Annotated in this window: 19 protein-coding genes; 7 read left to right on the top strand and 12 right to left on the bottom strand. The window is 65.8% G+C overall.

The window, feature by feature from the left end; translation table 11 throughout:
• Nucleotides 1-148: 148 nt before the first annotated feature.
• Nucleotides 149-757, top strand: coding sequence for a TetR/AcrR family transcriptional regulator (locus ACSQ1X_RS01470; RefSeq protein WP_436056381.1), 609 nt, complete (start codon nucleotides 149-151; stop codon nucleotides 755-757).
• Nucleotides 758-844: 87 nt separating this feature from the next.
• Here ACSQ1X_RS01470 and ACSQ1X_RS01465 read toward each other — a convergent pair whose 3' ends face one another.
• Complete coding sequence (locus ACSQ1X_RS01465) at nucleotides 845-2,332, bottom strand: FAD-dependent oxidoreductase (RefSeq protein WP_436056380.1); 1,488 nt, start codon at nucleotides 2,330-2,332, stop codon at nucleotides 845-847.
• Between the two features lie 74 nt (nucleotides 2,333-2,406).
• A complete protein-coding gene (locus ACSQ1X_RS01460; RefSeq protein ID WP_436056379.1) occupies nucleotides 2,407-2,991 on the bottom strand; it encodes an HhH-GPD-type base excision DNA repair protein in 585 nt (194 codons plus the stop codon).
• A gap of 146 nt (nucleotides 2,992-3,137) precedes the next feature.
• Here ACSQ1X_RS01460 and ACSQ1X_RS01455 point away from each other — a divergent pair, with 146 nt between their 5' ends.
• On the top strand, nucleotides 3,138-3,947 hold the full coding sequence (locus tag ACSQ1X_RS01455; RefSeq protein ID WP_436056378.1) for an MBL fold metallo-hydrolase: 810 nt from the start codon (nucleotides 3,138-3,140) through the stop codon (nucleotides 3,945-3,947).
• A gap of 5 nt (nucleotides 3,948-3,952) precedes the next feature.
• Here the strand turns inward: ACSQ1X_RS01455 and ACSQ1X_RS01450 are convergent, their stop codons facing one another.
• The 10 genes from ACSQ1X_RS01450 to ACSQ1X_RS01405 form a co-directional block, all read right to left on the bottom strand.
• Nucleotides 3,953-5,005 carry a HoxN/HupN/NixA family nickel/cobalt transporter gene (locus tag ACSQ1X_RS01450; protein WP_436056377.1) on the bottom strand — a complete coding sequence of 351 codons (1,053 nt, stop codon included), beginning with the start codon at nucleotides 5,003-5,005 and terminating at the stop codon, nucleotides 3,953-3,955.
• Entirely contained in the window at nucleotides 5,005-5,835 is an 831-nt protein-coding gene (locus tag ACSQ1X_RS01445) for an urease accessory protein UreD (protein WP_436056376.1), read from the bottom strand. Before ACSQ1X_RS01445 ends, ACSQ1X_RS01450 begins: the two co-directional genes overlap by 1 nt.
• 83 nt (nucleotides 5,836-5,918) lie before the next feature.
• Nucleotides 5,919-6,536, bottom strand: coding sequence for an urease accessory protein UreG (ureG, locus tag ACSQ1X_RS01440; protein WP_390249295.1), 618 nt, complete (start codon nucleotides 6,534-6,536; stop codon nucleotides 5,919-5,921).
• Nucleotides 6,537-6,548: 12 nt separating this feature from the next.
• Nucleotides 6,549-7,250, bottom strand: a complete 702-nt coding sequence (locus tag ACSQ1X_RS01435) for an urease accessory protein UreF (protein ID WP_436056375.1) — start codon at nucleotides 7,248-7,250, stop codon at nucleotides 6,549-6,551.
• Nucleotides 7,231-7,716, bottom strand: a complete 486-nt coding sequence (ureE, locus tag ACSQ1X_RS01430) for an urease accessory protein UreE (protein ID WP_436056374.1) — start codon at nucleotides 7,714-7,716, stop codon at nucleotides 7,231-7,233. Before ureE ends, ACSQ1X_RS01435 begins: the two co-directional genes overlap by 20 nt.
• 23 nt (nucleotides 7,717-7,739) lie before the next feature.
• Nucleotides 7,740-9,485 (bottom strand): urease subunit alpha, encoded by a 1,746-nt coding sequence (gene ureC, locus ACSQ1X_RS01425; RefSeq protein WP_436056373.1) that lies wholly within the window; start codon nucleotides 9,483-9,485, stop codon nucleotides 7,740-7,742.
• On the bottom strand, nucleotides 9,482-9,826 hold the full coding sequence (locus tag ACSQ1X_RS01420) for an urease subunit beta (protein WP_436056372.1): 345 nt from the start codon (nucleotides 9,824-9,826) through the stop codon (nucleotides 9,482-9,484). The genes ureC and ACSQ1X_RS01420 overlap by 4 nt, the downstream gene beginning before the upstream one ends.
• Before the next feature lie 10 nt (nucleotides 9,827-9,836).
• Nucleotides 9,837-10,139, bottom strand: coding sequence for an urease subunit gamma (locus ACSQ1X_RS01415; protein WP_011690112.1), 303 nt, complete (start codon nucleotides 10,137-10,139; stop codon nucleotides 9,837-9,839).
• 112 nt (nucleotides 10,140-10,251) lie between these two features.
• A complete protein-coding gene (locus ACSQ1X_RS01410) occupies nucleotides 10,252-10,554 on the bottom strand; it encodes a DUF4193 domain-containing protein (RefSeq protein ID WP_028270561.1) in 303 nt (100 codons plus the stop codon).
• 131 nt (nucleotides 10,555-10,685) lie between these two features.
• Nucleotides 10,686-11,723: a LacI family DNA-binding transcriptional regulator gene (locus ACSQ1X_RS01405; protein WP_436056371.1), complete on the bottom strand. Its 1,038-nt coding sequence runs from the start codon at nucleotides 11,721-11,723 to the stop codon at nucleotides 10,686-10,688.
• 236 nt (nucleotides 11,724-11,959) lie between these two features.
• Between ACSQ1X_RS01405 and ACSQ1X_RS01400 the strand changes: the two genes are divergently transcribed.
• From ACSQ1X_RS01400 to ACSQ1X_RS01380, 5 genes are all read left to right on the top strand, one after another.
• Complete coding sequence (locus tag ACSQ1X_RS01400) at nucleotides 11,960-13,285, top strand: extracellular solute-binding protein (protein WP_436056370.1); 1,326 nt, start codon at nucleotides 11,960-11,962, stop codon at nucleotides 13,283-13,285.
• 98 nt (nucleotides 13,286-13,383) lie between these two features.
• Nucleotides 13,384-14,229, top strand: a complete 846-nt coding sequence (locus tag ACSQ1X_RS01395; protein ID WP_051628832.1) for a carbohydrate ABC transporter permease — start codon at nucleotides 13,384-13,386, stop codon at nucleotides 14,227-14,229.
• A gap of 2 nt (nucleotides 14,230-14,231) precedes the next feature.
• A complete protein-coding gene (locus ACSQ1X_RS01390) occupies nucleotides 14,232-15,128 on the top strand; it encodes a carbohydrate ABC transporter permease (protein WP_436056369.1) in 897 nt (298 codons plus the stop codon).
• Between the two features lie 20 nt (nucleotides 15,129-15,148).
• Nucleotides 15,149-16,384 (top strand): Gfo/Idh/MocA family protein, encoded by a 1,236-nt coding sequence (locus ACSQ1X_RS01385; RefSeq protein ID WP_436056368.1) that lies wholly within the window; start codon nucleotides 15,149-15,151, stop codon nucleotides 16,382-16,384.
• On the top strand, nucleotides 16,381-17,079 hold the full coding sequence (locus ACSQ1X_RS01380; protein ID WP_436056367.1) for a ThuA domain-containing protein: 699 nt from the start codon (nucleotides 16,381-16,383) through the stop codon (nucleotides 17,077-17,079). The genes ACSQ1X_RS01385 and ACSQ1X_RS01380 overlap by 4 nt, the downstream gene beginning before the upstream one ends.
• The last annotated feature ends 28 nt before the right edge of the window (nucleotides 17,080-17,107 follow it).

Genomic DNA, 17,107 nt, shown 5'->3' with positions numbered 1-17,107 from the left:
TCCTTTCTTGGGAGCCCTAATAAACGAAAGGCTTTCGTTTATTATGAATGCGTGTGGCGCAGAGCACAATACTTTTCTCGAAACGGCGTCGCCTGGTCCCGCCGACTAGGCTGGGCTAGACCTTCAAGAGCTGCAGTCAGGAGAACCCATGGGGCGCCCGCTCCTCCCGCTGATATCCGTGGAGGCCCTGACGACGGCCGCCCTTGAGCTGGTTGATGAAAGCGGCGACTTCAGCTTTCCGAAACTGGCGAAGAAGATCGGCGTCAGCCAGTCCTCCATCTACAACCACGTCAGCGGCCGGGACCAGATCCTGGAGCTCCTGCGCCACCGGATCATCACCGAAGAGCCCTATCCGCCGGTGGACCACAGCGACTGGGAAGCGGCCCTGCGGGTCCTGATCCGGGCCTACCGGGACGCGTTCGTGCGCCACCCGCGGCTGGCACCGCTCCTGGTCCTGCAAACGATCACCGATCCGGATGTCATCGGGCTTTACGAAGACCTCGCGCTGGCCCTTGAGGCGGCAGGATTCCGGGGGCGGGACGTGGTGGCGGCCATCTCCACCATCGACAGCTTCGCCCTCGGTGCGGCGTTGGACCTGGCGGCTCCGGACGTTGTCTGGGACCCGCCGGCGGAGGGTTACCCCACACTCAAGCGCGCAGTCGGCAATGCAGGACCGCCGGAGGAGCGGGGCGGGCACGCCTTCGACTTCGGCCTGGACGTGATCATCGGCGGACTCCGGGCCAAGTTGGCCGTGTAACGCCGCAGGGCAACGCCGTGGCAACGCCGGGGCAACACCGTCGCAGGGCTGGTTCCGCGGCTCCGGGCCCGTCGGGCCGGACTCAGCTCAGGTCGGCGGGGCCGGGCTGGCCGCGAGGTTCCGGGTGGCGGGTCCCTGGATCACGGTGCCGTCGGTGCTGAACCGGGAGCCGTGGCACGGGCAGTCCCACGTCACCTCGGCCGCGTTGAACTCGACGGTGCAGCCCAGATGCGTGCAAACGGCCGAAACGGCGCTGACGCCGCCCGCAGGACTGACGTAGACGGCAGTCTTTGCACCCTCCACGTCCACGACCCTTCCTTGACCTGGAGCGATCCCGGACGGTACAGCCGGTGCCTTCGGGGGAGTTACCTTCGGCTGCACGGCGCCTTGTGCGCGGACGGCCCTGGTGCTGTCGAACAAAGCCGCCCACGGGTTGGTACGGCCGCAGAGAAGGTCCCGGAGGATCAGTGCGGCCGCGGTTCCGTTGGTCAGCCCCCATTTGCGCAGTCCGGTGATCACGTGGACATGCCGGAAGTCCGGCGACAGGCGCCCGACGTACGGCAGCCCGTCGGCGGGCATGGCGTCCTGGGTGGACCAGCGGAAGGCGATCTCTCCGGCGCCCAGACGGTCCCGCGCAAAGGCGGCGAGCCTGCCGAAGCGTTGGGCAGAGTCAACCTGCTCCGAGGCGGGGTTCCCTTCGCCGCCGGCCAGAACATAACTGACGCCGTCGACGTCGGTTGTCAGGATGGAGCGCATCGGCTCGTCCACACTGACGAAAGTGGAATCCAAAGGGGCCGCGCCGCTGCGGGCAGCAACGATGTACGAGCGGTGCGCATAGCATCGCTCGGCGAAGAATCCGTTGTCCCCGAACGGCATATTGGTGGCGACAATGATTTCCTTGGCACGGACCGAGCCCCGCTCCGTGTCGACGACGGCCGGCGTTCCGTCCCGGAAACCCGTCGCGGGTGAGTCCTCGAAGACGAAGCTGCCGTCCCCGTCCACTGCCCGGGCCAAGCCCTGCACGTACCTGAGTGCGTGGATTTGCGCCTGATTATCGAAGCGGACCCCGCCCATGACCGCGAACGTCAGCGGCACATCCGTGGTGAAGGACGCGGGAAGGCCCAGCCTGCCGGCGAGCGCCGCTTCTTTCCGGACCAGGGCGAGGGCATCCTCCGATTCCGCGTAGGTGTAGTTGGAGACCCGCCGGAAGCCGCAGTCGATTCGCTCCGCGCCCACCGTTCCGGCCACGTGTTCAATCGCGGCTTCGTTGGCTTGCCCGTAAAGGCCGGCCGCCTCGGTGCCGTGACAGCCAGCAAGTTCGGTGTACGCCAGCCGGTGCAGGGACGTGACCTTGCCGGTGGTGTTCCCGGTGACTCCGGTGCCCACCCGGGCCGCTTCGAGCACGGCCACCGTCTGGCCCGCCTGCTTCAGGGCCAGCGCAGCGGTGAGGCCCGCGATCCCGCCACCGATCACGGCCACATCGACGTCAATGACCTCATCGAGGGCGTCGTATCTCGTGGATGCACTCGTGGCCGCCCAGAGGGAGGCGAACTTACCTGCAGGCTGCTCACTCACGGTCCCCGCCTCTCACGTAGCTGACTTCCCCACTAGTAGCCTTCCCGGCCTGGAGCCTTACGGCGCCGTGGCCGTCAGTCCCCGGCGGACTTCGCAGCCTTGGCGGCGGCCTTGGCCGCCTGCTTGCTGGCGCGCACCTTGGTCAGCGACTCCGGATCCACGATGTCGGCCACGGACAGGTACGAGTCCTGCTCGCCGTAGTGTCCGGCAGCCTCGCGCCAGCCTTCTGCCTGGAGTCCGCACTGCTTCCCCAACAGCGCCAGGAAGATCTTTGCCTTCTGCTCGCCGAATCCCGGCAGGGCCATCAGCCGGCGCAGCACCTCCTGGCCGTCGGGATCGCCCTGCGTCCAGATGGCCGTGGCGTCCCCGTTCCAGTCCTGGTGCACCGTTTCCGCGAGTGCCTGGACACGTCCGGCCATGGACCCGGGGAACCGGTGGACGGCGGGGCGTTCCTTGAACATCTCGACGAAGTCCTGGGGGTTGTACCCGGCGATCGCCGCAGGGTCGATGGAGCCGATGCGCGTCCGGATCTTTTCAGGACCGGCAAATGCCGATTCCATGGTCACCTGCTGGTCGAGCAGCATGCCGGTGAGCAGCGCAAACGCGTCGTCGCTGAGTAGTTTGTCCGCCGCGGGGTCCCCTGTGATGTGCAGTTCCATGCGTCCTATCCTCCCACCCGGTCCTGCCCGCGTCATCGGTCAATCAGCCCCGGTCTCCGAAGACGATCCAGGGTGCTTGTCATCGACTACCGCCAGGTAATACCGTCCCAAGCAAGCGGTTGAAAACCACAAGCGGAAGGCATTTCATGCTGAAGCAAGTCGCTGCGGGCGTCCTCGTTCAGGAGAGCGGGTTCATCCAGAGCAATTCCGTTGTCGTGCAGGGCCGGGACGGCGTGTTGCTCATCGACCCCGGTATAACAGGCGACGAAATGGCGGCTCTCGCGAACGACCTTCGCGAGTTGGGCCAGCCCGTCGCGGCAGGCTTCTCGACGCATCCTCATTGGGACCACGTGCTCTGGCACGCGAACTTCGGCGGCGCGCCCCGTTACGGTACAGCCCGCTGCGCGGCCTCCATCCAGGATCTGCTGTCGCACGCGGATTGGGAGGCCCGCGTAGCCGAGGGGCTACCGCCGGAGTACGCCGACGCGATCCCGATGGATATGCTCGGTCTCATCACCGGCCTGCCCGCCGAAGCTGCGCAAATTCCTTGGGACGGCCCCAAAGTCCGCATCATCGAGCATCGGGCCCACGCCCCGGGCCATGCGGCGCTGCTGATCGAGGAGCGCCGCGTCCTCGTCGCCGGTGACATGCTTTCTGACACCCTGATGCCGTTCCTCGACCTGAAGGCCGCGAATCCCGTCGACGACTACCTTGCAGCGCTGCGTCTGCTCGAGAGCGTGGCCGACGACGTTGATGCCGTCATCCCCGGTCACGGCTCAGTCGGCGGAGCCGGGCAGCTGCGAGCACGAATCGAACAGGATCGCGCCTATGTTCAGAACCTGCGGGACGGCGGTGTTACCGACGACCCGCGGGTCGGTACAACGGCCCCGTTGGATTGGCTGCCCGACGTGCATCGATGGCAACTACAGCGGCTCGCCCAGAGAGGGCAGGACTAGACGCACTAGGCGGCTAGGGACCGGCCCTTCAACCGCCCCCGCCACGCGGCAACGCACCACACAGCCAGCAGCACCGCGACCAACAGGAGGCCGGCCTCACCCAGGTCCACCGCGCCCAGCCAGGTGGTGAGGGGATCCTCCAGCCCGAACGCCGCATTGAAGAATCCGCCCAGCGTAATGGCCGAAATGAACAGCGCGGACACGGCGGAGATACCGGTGACCAGTGCGTTGAAACCCAGCGTCCGCTGCGGATTGTGGATGGCTGACCGGTACATGCGCATGATGGCCACACCATTGACCGTGTCGCACAGCGTCATGGCAGCCGTGAAGGCCAGCGGCAGCGCCAGCAGGGCAAGCGGGGAGACCCCGGCGAGGGACGCCGCCGTCGTCATCACCAAGAGACCGATGGTGGTGGCGGTATCGAAGCCCAGCCCGAACAGGAAGCCGATCACGTAGATGTTCCGCGGCCGCTGCACCCTGGACAGCGGTTTGGCCAGCAGCCGTGCCACGAATCCCTGGGCCCCCAGGTCTCCGTCCCGCAGCTCTCCGCCGCCCTGCACGTTCCGGTACGCACGCGCGGCCCGCAGGAACGCCGAGCCGTTGAACAGGCCCATGGCCAGCAGGAACAGCCCGGAGACGCCGCTGCCGATCAGCCCCAGGACCAGGTTTCCGGTGGTGCCGTCCTCCATGAACTGGCCCACCATCGCGGCGCCGCCCACCACCAGGACTCCGGCCAGGATCACCACCGAGCTGTGGCCCAGGCTGAAGGCGAACCCCACACTCACCGGATCCTTGTGCTGGGCCACGAACTTCCGCGTCGAATTGTCGATCGCGGCGATGTGGTCCCAGTCGTAGCTGTGCTTGATGCCCGCCAGGTAGGCGGTGAGTACCAGTCCGAGCGCCAGCGGTTGCGCGGCACCCGCCGAACTGACAAGCAACAGGACGACGGCGGCAAGATGCAAAGCGGCCACCGCACCCAGTGCGAACAGCAGTCGGGTCCGGAGCGGCAATTGCTCCCGCTCCCGGTACATCGCGGCGAACTCGCTGAGCGTGGTCATCAGTACTTCCTCAGGTTCAGGGGTGACTGCCCGTACCAGCGTTCACGCAGCAGGGCAGTGCAGGTGCCCAGCAGCCGGTTGAGTTCCTCCGTGGAGTTGGACAGCGACCGCAGCACCAGGCCGGTGGTCCCGCCCACGCACGCGGTCAGGGACACCCCCGTATAGGCGTCGTGCCCGGCAGTGAGCGCGTGGAACTCGTCGGCGAGCGCCTGGTCCACCCGGGCGTCCACCACCACCAGCGAGCCCAGGTGGCTGAAGCCTTCCATGAATCCCATGCCGGTGACGTCGTTGAGGGGCGGCCGGATCAGCACGTTGTCCAGGGCCAGCATTGTGGTGCCGTCCGGTGTCTCCACGTTGATCTCGTTGCGGAGCCGCAGTTCCTCGTACCGGAACGACGCCCCGTCCGGCGACCATCCCGGCGTCACCACTTCAGCCATCACCAGGCTCGACGTCGGCCGCACGGTGATGTGCGTGTTCTGCCGGTAGCTGGCCTCGCGGTATGCGATCAGCTGGTCCGGGGCCAGCTCCAGCTGTGCCCCTTCCCCCAGCCGAAGGGTCATGCGCTGCTCGGCGAACGACCCCGGGGTCCGGTAGATCTTCGTGGCGGACTGCGTGGTCAGCAGCAGCCTGGCCCCGTCACCCACCTCCACGTCGATGACGTAGAGGTCGGCCCCCAGATACGCCCCGCCAGGATTGACGATGACATAACAAACCTGCCCGGACTGGTCCAGATAGTGCGGCCGCAAGATCCGCAAGGCGCCCCGATGGTATTGATGCGCAGCCACGGACCGTCCACCCCGCACGGCGACGACTAGCTCGAGCTCCCCCATCGGAGTTTCGACGGGCTCAACCTCCGGGTTCGGTGATTGAGCATGTCGAAATCCCGAAGCCGCCGGCCCCAGTCCAACAGCCGTCATTGGGCCAGGTCGAGCATCAGGACGTCGCGCCGCACCCATTCGATGACTGCATCGAGGCCTTCGTCCGTCTTCAGGTTCGTGAAGCAGAACGGCTTCTCGCCCCTGAACTCCTTGGAGTCCCGTTCCATCACGGACAAGTCCGCACCGACGTGCGGGGCGAGGTCCGTCTTGTTGATGATGAAGAGGTCGGACTTGATCATGCCCTGGCCGGCCTTGCGCGGGATCTTCTCGCCCTGCGCAACATCGATGATGTAGATCGAAAAATCGACGAGCTCCGGGCTGAACGTGGCCGACAGGTTGTCGCCGCCGGACTCCACGAAGATGACCTGCAGGTCCGGGTGGCGCTTCTTGAGTTCTTCGATTGCCGCGGTGTTCATCGACGTGTCCTCGCGGATGGCTGTGTGCGGGCAGCCGCCGGTTTCGACTCCGATGATCCGGTCCTCGGGCAGGATGCCGTTGGCGGCCAGGATCTTGGCGTCCTCGATCGTGTAGATGTCGTTGGTGATGGCGGCCATGGAGATCTCGCGGCTCATGTGGCGGGTGAGCCGCTCCACGAGCTGGGTCTTGCCGGCGCCGACCGGTCCGCCGATGCCGATCTTGATGGGTTCAGTCATGGTGTCCTCCTGCTAGCTCATGAACATACGGGCGCGTTGACGCTCGTGCCGCATCTGCGAAATTTCCAGTCCGGGGCTGACGGCCCCGAAGTCGTCCGGCGTCAGGCGCCCCACCCGCCCGACGGCGGCAGCGACGTCGTCGGACGCTTTCCGCAGCAGGCGCTGGCCGGCGTTCTGCCCCAGCGGAATGGCGCGGACGGCGTTCTGGGTCAGTGAGGTGACGGCAGCGAAAAGGTAGGCGGCGAGCGCTTCGGTGAGCGGCACACCCAGGGAACGGGCGACGACGGCGAACGCCAGCGGCTGATGGCCGGCGGCCCGGCCGGTGGTCACCAGACTGCGGTACTCTGCCAGCTCGCCTGACGGGAAGACCTCGGAACCGATCTCCAGCAGCCGGGTGCCCATCTTGGTGCTCGCCTCCCGCAGCTGCCGCGGCAGGAGCTGCGCAGTCAGCAGCGCATCCAGCTCAGCAACGGGAACGCCGTCATAGAGGAACCTGATGGCCAGGCCGTCGGAGTACGTGAGCTGCTGCCCGATGAACGCGGACAGCCACACCCCGAAGGACCCCTCATCATGGACCAGGCCGCGCTCGATGTAGGTCTCGAACCCCAGCGAGTGCGCAAACGCCCCGGTGGGCAGGGCGGAGTCGGTCAGCTGCTGCAGGGCGAGCTGATAGCCGCCGGCCACGGCCACCGCCTCAGTGCGAGTGTTCGGCATGGCGGAAGGGAACAGGCATCACGCGTTCCTGGCGGTCGTAGGGCACTCCGACGTGCTTGAGGTAGTCCTCCACGGTGTGGTCGTACTGGCACACCATCACCTCTGCCGCGTACTCGGAGGCGGCGTCGAAGAACTGGGCCTGCAGGTGCCGGTTTCCGAGCGAGTGCGCCACCACGCCCATTTCGTGGATGGTCCGGGGAGCCACCACCAGGACGTCGGTGGGCAGCACGGACACCACGATCAGGTTGGTTTCGGCCACGTGCAGGATGTCGCCGTCGCGGAGGTCCCCGGAACCGGACGGCAGCCGGATGCCGAGCTCCTTGCCGTGGTCCGTGGTGACGCGCTGGATCCGCTTGACCAGCTGGGTGCTGGGCAGCACCACCTTCTCCCGGTGCAGCCCGGCGAAGGCTGCGGTTTCAGCGGCAGGGAGGTCGTGCAGGTTGCCGAGGATCTTTTCGATAATCACGGGGTGCTCCGGTGCTCGGGAGGTTAGAAGAGGAAGTAGCGCTGGGCCATGGGCAGCACGTCCGCCGGTTCGCAGGTCACGTCCTCGCCGTCCACCGTCACCTGGTACGTTTCCGGGTCCACCTGGATGTCCGGCGTGGCGTCGTTGAACTTGAGGTCTGCCTTGGACAGCGTGCGGATCCCCGAGACCGGCCGGATCACCTTCTGCAGGCCCAGCTCCGCCGGCACCCCGGCGTCGATGGCGGCCTGGGACAGGAAGGTGATGGAGGACTGCTGCACGGCTTTGCCGAATGCGGCGAACATCGGGCGCATCGTCCGCGGCTGCGGCGTGGGGATGGAGGCGTTGGCGTCGCCCATCAGCGCGTAGGCGATCTGCCCGCCCTTGAGCACCAGCTCCGGTTTGACCCCAAAGAACGCGGGATCCCAGAGCACCAGGTCAGCGAACTTGCCTTCCTCGACGGAGCCGATGGAGTCCGCCATGCCCTGGGCGATGGCGGCGTTGATGGTGTACTTCGCCACGTAGCGCTTGAGCCGGAAGTTGTCGCTGTCCGAACCGGAGCCGTTGGGAGCGCCATGAGCACCGCCGGCAGGGTCCTTCAGGACGCCGCGCTGCTTCTTCATCTTGTCCGCCACCTGCCAGGTGCGGGTGATCACCTCACCCACCCGGCCCATGGCCTGGGAGTCGGAGGAGGTGATGGCGAAGATGCCCATGTCCTGCAGGACGTCCTCGGCGGCGATGGTTTCTGCGCGGATGCGGGAATCGGCGAACGCCACGTCTTCCGGGATGTCCGGGTTGAGGTGGTGGCACACCATCAGCATGTCCAGGTGCTCTTCGATGGTGTTGCGCGTGTACGGCAGGGTGGGGTTGGTGGAGGCGGGCAGGACGTTCGGGAGCCCGGCGATCTTGATGATGTCCGGGGCGTGGCCGCCGCCGGCTCCCTCGGTGTGGAAGGTGTGGATCACCCGGCCGCCGATGGCCCGGATGGTGTCCTCCACGAAGCCGCACTCGTTGAGGGTGTCGGTGTGGATGGCCACCTGGACGTCGTATTCGTCCGCCACTTTCAGGGAGTTGTCGATGGACGAGGTGGTGGATCCCCAGTCCTCGTGGACCTTGAGCCCGATGGCACCGGCCCGGATCTGCTCGGCCAGCGGTTCGACGGCGGAGGCGTGCCCCTTGCCGAAGAGGCCGATGTTGATGGGCATTCCTTCGGCGGCCTGGAGCATCCGCTGGATATGCCATTTCCCTGGGGTGACGGTGGTGGCCTTGGTGCCTTCGGCCGGGCCGGTTCCGCCGCCCACCATGGTGGTCACGCCGCTGGCGAGGGCAGTAGGCACCTGGTCCGGGGAGATGAAATGGATGTGCGTGTCCACGCCGCCGGCCGTGAGGATCTTCCGCTCTCCGGCGATGATTTCGGTGCTGGCGCCGATGACGATGTCCACGCCGTCGGCGATCTGCGGGTTGCCCGCCTTGCCGATCTTGAAGATGTGGCCGTCCCTGAGCGCGACGTCGGCCTTGTAGATGCCGGTGTAGTCCAGGATGACGGCGTTGGTGATGACGGTGTCCGGGACGTCTTCTTCCCGGGTCACCTGGCCGTTCTGGCCCATGCCGTCGCGGATCACCTTGCCGCCGCCGAAGACCACTTCCTCGCCGTACACGGTGAGGTCTTTTTCGATCTCCAGGAAAAGTTCAGTGTCCGCAAGGCGGATGGCGTCGCCCGTCGTCGGGCCGTACAGGTCCGCGTACTGCCTGCGGGTCAGTTCGAAGCTCACTTGGCGTCCCCCTTTCCTGCTCCGGGATCAGCGGTGGCCAGCTTGCCGTTCACTGCGTTGCTGAGGCCGTACACCTCGCGGCTGCCGGCCAGTTCGATCAGCCGGACGGTCTTGCTGTCCCCCGGTTCAAACCTGGCCGCAGTGCCGGCCGGGATGTCCAACCGCCGGCCGTAGGCGGCCTGGCGGTCAAACTCAAGGGCGGCATTCGCTTCGGCGAAGTGGTAGTGCGAGCCCACCTGCACGGGCCGGTCACCGGTGTTAACCACGACGACGTCCACCGCCTCGCGTCCGGCGTTCACCACTACGGGCCCTGAACCGAGAACGTACTCACCTGGAATCATCGCCTGCCCCTTAGCGGATCGGATCGTGGACCGTGACGAGCTTGGTGCCGTCCGGAAATGTGGCCTCGATCTGGACGTCGTGGATCATTTCCGGCACGCCCTCCATCACGTCGTCGCGGGTCAGCAGCGTGGTGCCGTAACTCATGAGGTCAGCGACCGTGCGGCCGTCCCGGGCACCCTCGATCAGTTCGTAGCTGATGATCGCCACGGATTCCGGAAAGTTCAGCTTCAGGCCGCGGGCCTGGCGGCGCCGGGCAAGGTCGGCGGCGACCACGATCATGAGCTTTTCCTGCTCACGGGGCATCAGGTGCATCGGAATCCCTTCAACGTACTGCTTTGTGACAACAGTAGGCCGGTCACGTTTCCGTGAGATTTCAGGGGCCCGTCTCCCGGTTCAGGGGCAGCGGGAGACGGCGTGGCGGCCCTTAGCCTTCGCAATCAACGCAATACGCGTGACCGTTCTTTTCGCGCGCAATCTGGGACCGGTGCCGGACCAGGAAGCAGGAGTAGCAGGTGAATTCATCCTGCGCCTGGGGGATGACCTGGACCACCAGTTCCTCGGCGACGAACTCCCCGCCGGGGACCATGCCGTCATCCAGTGCGTCGGTCTCATCCAGTTCCCGGACAACACTTCGCGCGTCGGGTGCGTTGGCGGACTGGAGCGCCTCCAGGGAGTTCTCCTGGGATTCCTTGACGTCGGATCGTACTTCGTCGTAATCGGTTGCCACTTTGGGTGTTTCTCTTTTCTGATGTTCTTGCCCTGACGGGAATGCAACCTACACCATCGCACCCTTATTCCCGATACACCACAACGAACTAAGTCGAAGTGGTGTAATGTTCGGCACGCTGCGGGAAGAAATCAGCCGGCGGGCGCTGCCGTGGAGTCCCTGACCACCAGCTGAGTGGCCAGTTCAACATGGGTTGACTCCAGCGCTTCCCCGTTGGCCAGCCGCAGGATGGACCGGAGCGCCGTGCGCCCCATCTCCTGCAGCGGCTGGGCCACGGATGTCAGTCGTGGCACGGATTGTTCAGTGATGTCGGTCCCGTCGAAGCCCACGAGGCTCAGGTCCCCGGGGACGCTGATCCCCTGCGCGCGTGCTTCGTCCAGGACACCCAGCGCTATCGCGTCGTTGCCGGCAAATATGGCGGTGGGCCTGTCCGCAAGGGCGAACAGCCGGCGTGCACCGGCGACGCCGAAGTAGCGCTGGAACTGGCCGGACACAATGTAGTCCGGATTGGCCGGAATGTTGTTGGCACGCAGGGCCGCCAGGTAGCCGTGGAGCCGGGCAACGCTGCATTCCGCGGCTTCCGGGCCGCCCAGGAAGGCAATCTTCGTGTGGCCCAGGGCGATCAGGTGCTCTGCGGCCTCCTTGCCGCCCGCCCAGTTGGTGGCGCCGACGCTGACAAAGCCGGAACGGGGAGGATTAAGCGGGTCGATCACCACCACCGGAATGTTTCGGCGCCGGAAGGATTCCAGCTGGACGGGAGTGATTTCGGAGGTCACCAGGATGAGGCCCTTGCGGCCGGCGTCGAAAAGCCGCTGGGACCACTGCTCATGGTCCGTGTTCTTGAGTTTGTCCGGAGTCACGCTGCTCAGGACCACCTCCACGCCTTCCTCCGCGGCGCAGGCCACGATCCCGGACATCACTTCCAGGGAGTACGAACTGTCCAGCCCGTCAAAGACCAGGTCGACGAGGACAGGGCCGGCGGACCTGACCCTGCGCTGCATCGGCGACTCGTAGCCAAGCTTCACGAGGGCCTTCTGGACGCGGACGCGCGTTGCCTCGGCAACGTCGTCGCGGCCGTTGATGACCTTGGAAACGGTAGGAGTGGACACCCCGGCCAGCGCCGCGACGTCGGCAAGGTTCAGCTTGGCCTTCGGTGTCTTTGCAGGCATCAAAGCAACTTTCTCGAAAAATTTCGGTAGCAGAAGTCTGCACCAGCCGTGGCATGCCCGTCAATATTTGGGCAACAACCCTTGACGCTGAGGCGTAAACGGCGCTAACTTCTATCTCAGTCAACGAATTAGTTGCGAAATATTTCGAAAGCCTCTGTTCATTGCTGGTACCGCCCGCCCCGGGCGGCACCGCCACCAGCGCCGCAATGCCGCGGCTCTTTTCAATGGAGATCAGAATGGAATCACGTCTTTCCTCACGCAGGTCATTCCTTGCCCTTGCAGCCTTCACTCCCCTGGCCGCCTGGACGGTGACCGCCTGCGGCACCGCCGGCCCCGGCACGGCACCGGCAGGCGGCGCCACGTTCTGGTCCCTGACCGGAGAACCCAACGAGTCCATCCGGAAAAAGAGCCTGGATGCTTTCAACGCAGCCAACCCGGATTCCAAGATCGTCGCCACCGTTTTCCAGAACGATGCCTACAAGACCAAGATCAAAACGGCCATCGGCGCGGGCCAGGCGCCCACCATCATCTACGGCTGGGGCGGCGGAACGCTGAAGACCTACGCGCAGGCGGGCCAGGTGGAAGACCTCACCGGCTGGTTCGATGCCAATCCCGACGTCAAGGCCAAGCTCTTCCCGTCCTCCTTTGGTGCGGCCACCGTTGACGGAAAAATCTACGCCGTGCCCACGCAGACCGTGGCTCCGATTGTCTTCTACTACAACAAGGAACTCTTCGCGAAGGCCAACGCCCAGCCGCCCAAGACCTGGGACGAGCTGATGGCCTTGACCAAGACCTTCAATGACATGGGCGTGGCCCCGTTGTCGCTCGGCGGCCAGTCGCGCTGGACGTCCATGATGTGGCTGGAATACCTGCTGGACCGGATCGGCGGCCCGGAAGTCTTCCAGGCGATCTTCGACGGCAAGGCCAAGGCCTGGTCCGATCCGGCAGTGCTGGAAACCTGTGCCAAGATCCAGGAACTGGTGTCCGCCAACGGCTTCATCAAGGGCTTCTCCTCCATCACGGCGGACAGCAACGCGGACCAGGCACTCCTGTTTACCGGCAAGGCAGCCATGATGTTGCACGGGGCCTGGACCTATGGAGGCATGAAGCACGACGGCGGCACGTTCGTGAAGGACGGAAAGCTCGGCTGGTTCGACTTCCCCGCCGTCAGCGGCGGCAAGGGTGATCCGCTGAACACCGTGGGCAACCCCGCCCAGTACCTGTCCATCTCCGCCAAGGCCAGCGACGCTGAAAAGGAGGCCGCCAAGAAGTTCTTCAAGGACGGCCTGCTGACCACGGACGAGATCACCGCGTACATTTCCTCCGGTGCAGTGCCCATCGTGCAGGGCATCGAGGACAAGCTCGCCTCCAGCGAGGACAAGGACTTCCTGAAGTACGTGTACACGCTGAGCAAGAACGCGCCCAGCCTGCAGCAGTCCTGGGACCAGGCCCTGAGCCCCACCGCCGCCGAGGCGCTGCTGAGCAACATCGACCAGCTGTTCCTCAAGTCCATAACCCCGGCGCAGTTCGCTGAAAACATGAATGCGACGCTTGGGAAATGAGCGCCGGAGCACTCACTGCCCGCGAGCCGGCGGAGCAGCAACTTGCCGAGCAACACAGCACCACAGGCATTAAGGCCCGCCGCGGATCGCTGGGCTGGATGGTCCTGCCCGCCCTGCTGTTCTTCGCAGTCTTCGCCGTCCTTCCGCTCCTGGGCGTCGTTGCCCTGAGCTTCACCAACTGGGACGGCATCGGCGCGATCAGCGTGGCCGGGATGGACAACTGGCTCGCCGTCCTGTCCGATCCCGTGATGTACAACGCGGTGTGGCTGACGTTCGTGATCATGGTGGTGTCCTGGCTGGTGCAGACGCCCATCAGCCTGCTGCTGGGCACCTTCACGGCCGGCAGCCAGAAGTACCGGGCGGTGCTGGCGGTGCTCTACTTCCTGCCGCTGCTGCTCTCCTCCGCAGCCATTGCCATCGCCTACAAGGCGCTGCTCGACCCCAACTTCGGACTGGCGGAAGGCCTGGGCCTGCCGTTCCTGGCCCAGGACTGGCTGGGACAGCCGCAGCTGGTGCTGTTCCTGGTGATCTTCGTGATCGCCTGGCAGTTTGTCCCGTTCCACACCCTGATCTACCAGGGCGGTGTGCGGCAGATCCCCAAGTCGCTGTACGAGGCTGCCGAGATCGACGGCGCCGGCCGGGTCAAGCAGTTCTTCTACATCACCGTGCCGCAGCTGAAATACACCATCATTACCTCCTCCACCCTCATGGTGGTGGGATCGCTGACCTACTTCGACCTCATCTTCGTGCTCACCGCCGGCGGGCCGGGCAACTCCACCAGGATCCTCGCCCTGGACATGTACCTGACCGGATTCCGGGCCAACCTGATGGGGCCCGCCAGTGTCATCGCCGTCATCCTGGTGGTGGTGGGACTCGGCCTGGCCCTGCTGCTGCAGCGGCTGGGCGGCAAGAACGCCGGCGGCAGCCAGCTGGAAGGACTCTGACCATGAGCGCCACCCTCACCAAAGCAACGCCCGCGGCCCTGAAGCCCGCGGAGCCGGCGCCCAATCGCGGTCTCGGCCGCCGGATCCGGAAGCTGAACCTTCCCGGCGGCCTGGCCGGCTGGATCTGGCTGGCCGTCATCATCATTCCGATCTATTACATCGTCATCACCAGCTTCAAGAGCCAGGCGGGATACTTCAGCGAAAACCCGCTGGCGCCGCCGTCGAACCCCACGCTGGACAACTACCGGATGGTGCTGGAAGCCGACTTCGCGCGGTACTTCCTCAACAGCGCGCTGGTGACGGCGGGGGCCGTACTGCCCACGGTGCTGTTTTCCTTCATGGCCGCGTTCGCGATTGTCCGAGGCCGCGGGAAGTTCCTGAAACTCGTCAACGGCCTGTTCCTGATGGGCCTGGCCATTCCGCTGCAGGCCACCATCATCCCGGTGTACCTGCTGATCATCCGGCTGAACCTCTACGACAGCCTGCTGGCCCTGATCCTGCCGTCCATCGCCTTCGGCATCCCGCTCACCGTGCTGATCCTGGCCAACTTCATCCGGGACGTACCGGACGAACTGTTCGAGTCCATGCGGCTGGACGGCTGCAACGAATGGCAGACCATGTGGCGGCTGGCGCTGCCGCTGGTGAAGCCCGCGATCGTCACCGTGGCCATCTACAACGGCCTGGGGGTGTGGAACGGCTTCCTGCTTCCGCTGATCCTCACGCAGAGCCCCGAACTGCGAGTGCTTCCGCTGGCGCTCTGGACCTTCCAGGGCCAATACAGCGTGAACATCCCCGCCGTACTGGCCTCCGTGGTCCTCACCACCCTGCCCATCCTTGTCCTGTACATCGTGGGCCGCCGCCAGCTGCTGAGCGGCCTCACCGCCGGCTTCAGCAAATGACCTCAATGGAGAAATTGCCCATGAGTACGCACGAATCGCATACGGCCACAGATGCCCCGCCGATCCGCATCGGCATGGTGGGCCACGCCTTTATGGGCGCCGCCCACTCGCATGCGTGGCGCACGGCACCACGCTTCTTCGACCTTCCGCTGGTCCCCATGCTGAGTGTGCTTGCCGGCCGGGACAGTGTCCGGGTGGCCGCCGCCGCCCGCCGCCTGGGCTGGGCCGGCACCGAAACGGACTGGCGGGCGCTGGTGGAACGCGACGACGTCGACCTCGTGGACATCTGCACACCCGGCGACACCCACGCGGAGATCGCCATCGCCGCGCTGCTGGCCGGCAAGCACGTGCTGTGCGAGAAGCCGCTGGCCAACAGCGTTGCGGAGGCCGAGGAAATGGCGGAGGTTGCCGCCGAGGCCGCAACCCGCGGGGTTTTCGCCATGTGCGGTTACTCCTACCGCCGCACCCCCGCCCTGGCACTGGCCCGGAACATGGTCCGGGACGGCAAACTCGGAACCATCCGCCAGGTGCGGGCGCAGTACCTGCAGGACTGGTTGTCGGACGAGAACGCTCCGCTCACCTGGCGGATGGACAAAGCGAAATCGGGGTCCGGCGCCCTCGGCGACATCGGCGCACACAGCATCGACGCCGCCCAGTTCGTCACCGGCCAGAGCATCACGGGCGTCTCGGCCATCATGGAGACCTTCACCAAGGAACGTCCCGTAGGCGGCGACTTCGTGGGCCTCGGCGGCAGCGGCGCGGCGGGTGCCGACGTCGAGCGCGGTCCGGTGACCGTGGACGATGCGGTGATCTTCAGTGCACGGTTCGACGGCGGCCCCATCGGCGTTTTCGAGGCAAGCCGGGCGGCGCTCGGCAGGAAGAACGCCATGCGCCTGGAGGTCAACGGCTCACGCGGGTCGATCGCCTTCGACTTCGAGGACATGAACTACCTGAACTACTACGACGGCGGCAGCGGCGCCGACCCGGATTCGCTCGGCTTCCGCCGCATCAACGTCACGGAAGCCCACCACCCCTACACCGGGAACTGGTGGCCCGTGGGCCACGGGCTCGGCTACGAGCACGGCTTCACCCACCAGGTGGTGGACCTGCTGACGGCCGTCGGGGCCGGAACCCAGCCCACGCCGTCGTTCTCCGATGCCCTTCAGGTGCAGCGGGTGCTGGCGGCAGTGGAACACAGCGCAGGCAAGGATTCCCGCTGGACCTCAGTGGACGGACGAGAAGGACAAAAACAATGACTGCTACAAAGAACGCCTTGGTGGTGCGCGGCGGCTGGGACGGACACCAGCCCGTCGAAGCCACGGATCTTTTCATCCCGTTCCTCAGCGAACAGGGCTTCACCCTCCGCGTGGAGGAGTCGACGGCGGTGTACGCGGACGCCGCGTACATGGCCGGGGTGGACCTGATCGTGCAGTGCAACACCATGACCACCATCGAAAAGGCCGAGTTCGAGGGGCTCCGCGCCGCGATCGAGGCGGGCACGGGAATGGCCGGCTGGCACGGCGGCATTGCCGATTCCTATCGGAACAATTCGGACTACCTGCACCTGATCGGCGGCCAGTTCGCCTGCCATCCGGTCAAGGACCACGGCGAGCTGCACGGGGATGCCACGGACAACTTCCGGACGTACACCGTCAACATGCTGCCGGCCGCGGCGGATCATCCGGTCACTGCGGGGATCGGCGACTTTGAGCTTTTCACCGAGCAGTACTGGGTGCTCTCGGACGACTACATCGACGTGCTGGCCACCACCACGCTGCCCGCCCGGGACAAGGACGCGTGGCACCGGGACGTGGTCTCGCCGGCGGTATGGACGCGTTCGTGGGGCGAAGGCCGGATCTTCGTGGCCACACCCGGGCACAGCGTGGAGATCCTCAAGGACAACAACGTCCGCACCATCATCGAAAGGGGCATGCTGTGGGCCAGCCGCTAGGAACCACCGACGTGGAGTCACCGCTATT

The organism is Arthrobacter sp. LjRoot78 (assembly GCF_964254335.1).
Lineage (GTDB): Bacteria > Actinomycetota > Actinomycetes > Actinomycetales > Micrococcaceae > Arthrobacter.
Note: the sequence above shows the minus strand (reverse complement) of the source record. Positions and strands in the feature narration are given on the sequence as shown.

Coding starts and splice junctions, on each gene's coding strand:
- ACSQ1X_RS01405 (WP_436056371.1), bottom strand. CDS start 11,723: ATGCCTGCAAAGACACCGAAGGCCAAGCTGAACCTTGCCGACGTCGCG.
- ACSQ1X_RS01395 (WP_051628832.1), top strand. CDS start 13,384: ATGGTCCTGCCCGCCCTGCTGTTCTTCGCAGTCTTCGCCGTCCTTCCG.
- ACSQ1X_RS01385 (WP_436056368.1), top strand. CDS start 15,149: ATGAGTACGCACGAATCGCATACGGCCACAGATGCCCCGCCGATCCGC.
- ACSQ1X_RS01445 (WP_436056376.1), bottom strand. CDS start 5,835: ATGGGGGAGCTCGAGCTAGTCGTCGCCGTGCGGGGTGGACGGTCCGTG.
- ACSQ1X_RS01390 (WP_436056369.1), top strand. CDS start 14,232: ATGAGCGCCACCCTCACCAAAGCAACGCCCGCGGCCCTGAAGCCCGCG.
- ACSQ1X_RS01450 (WP_436056377.1), bottom strand. CDS start 5,005: ATGACCACGCTCAGCGAGTTCGCCGCGATGTACCGGGAGCGGGAGCAA.
- ACSQ1X_RS01455 (WP_436056378.1), top strand. CDS start 3,138: ATGCTGAAGCAAGTCGCTGCGGGCGTCCTCGTTCAGGAGAGCGGGTTC.
- ACSQ1X_RS01420 (WP_436056372.1), bottom strand. CDS start 9,826: ATGATTCCAGGTGAGTACGTTCTCGGTTCAGGGCCCGTAGTGGTGAAC.
- ACSQ1X_RS01380 (WP_436056367.1), top strand. CDS start 16,381: ATGACTGCTACAAAGAACGCCTTGGTGGTGCGCGGCGGCTGGGACGGA.
- ACSQ1X_RS01460 (WP_436056379.1), bottom strand. CDS start 2,991: ATGGAACTGCACATCACAGGGGACCCCGCGGCGGACAAACTACTCAGC.
- ACSQ1X_RS01435 (WP_436056375.1), bottom strand. CDS start 7,250: ATGCCGAACACTCGCACTGAGGCGGTGGCCGTGGCCGGCGGCTATCAG.
- ACSQ1X_RS01415 (WP_011690112.1), bottom strand. CDS start 10,139: ATGCACCTGATGCCCCGTGAGCAGGAAAAGCTCATGATCGTGGTCGCC.
- ACSQ1X_RS01470 (WP_436056381.1), top strand. CDS start 149: ATGGGGCGCCCGCTCCTCCCGCTGATATCCGTGGAGGCCCTGACGACG.
- ureG (WP_390249295.1), bottom strand. CDS start 6,536: ATGACTGAACCCATCAAGATCGGCATCGGCGGACCGGTCGGCGCCGGC.
- ACSQ1X_RS01400 (WP_436056370.1), top strand. CDS start 11,960: ATGGAATCACGTCTTTCCTCACGCAGGTCATTCCTTGCCCTTGCAGCC.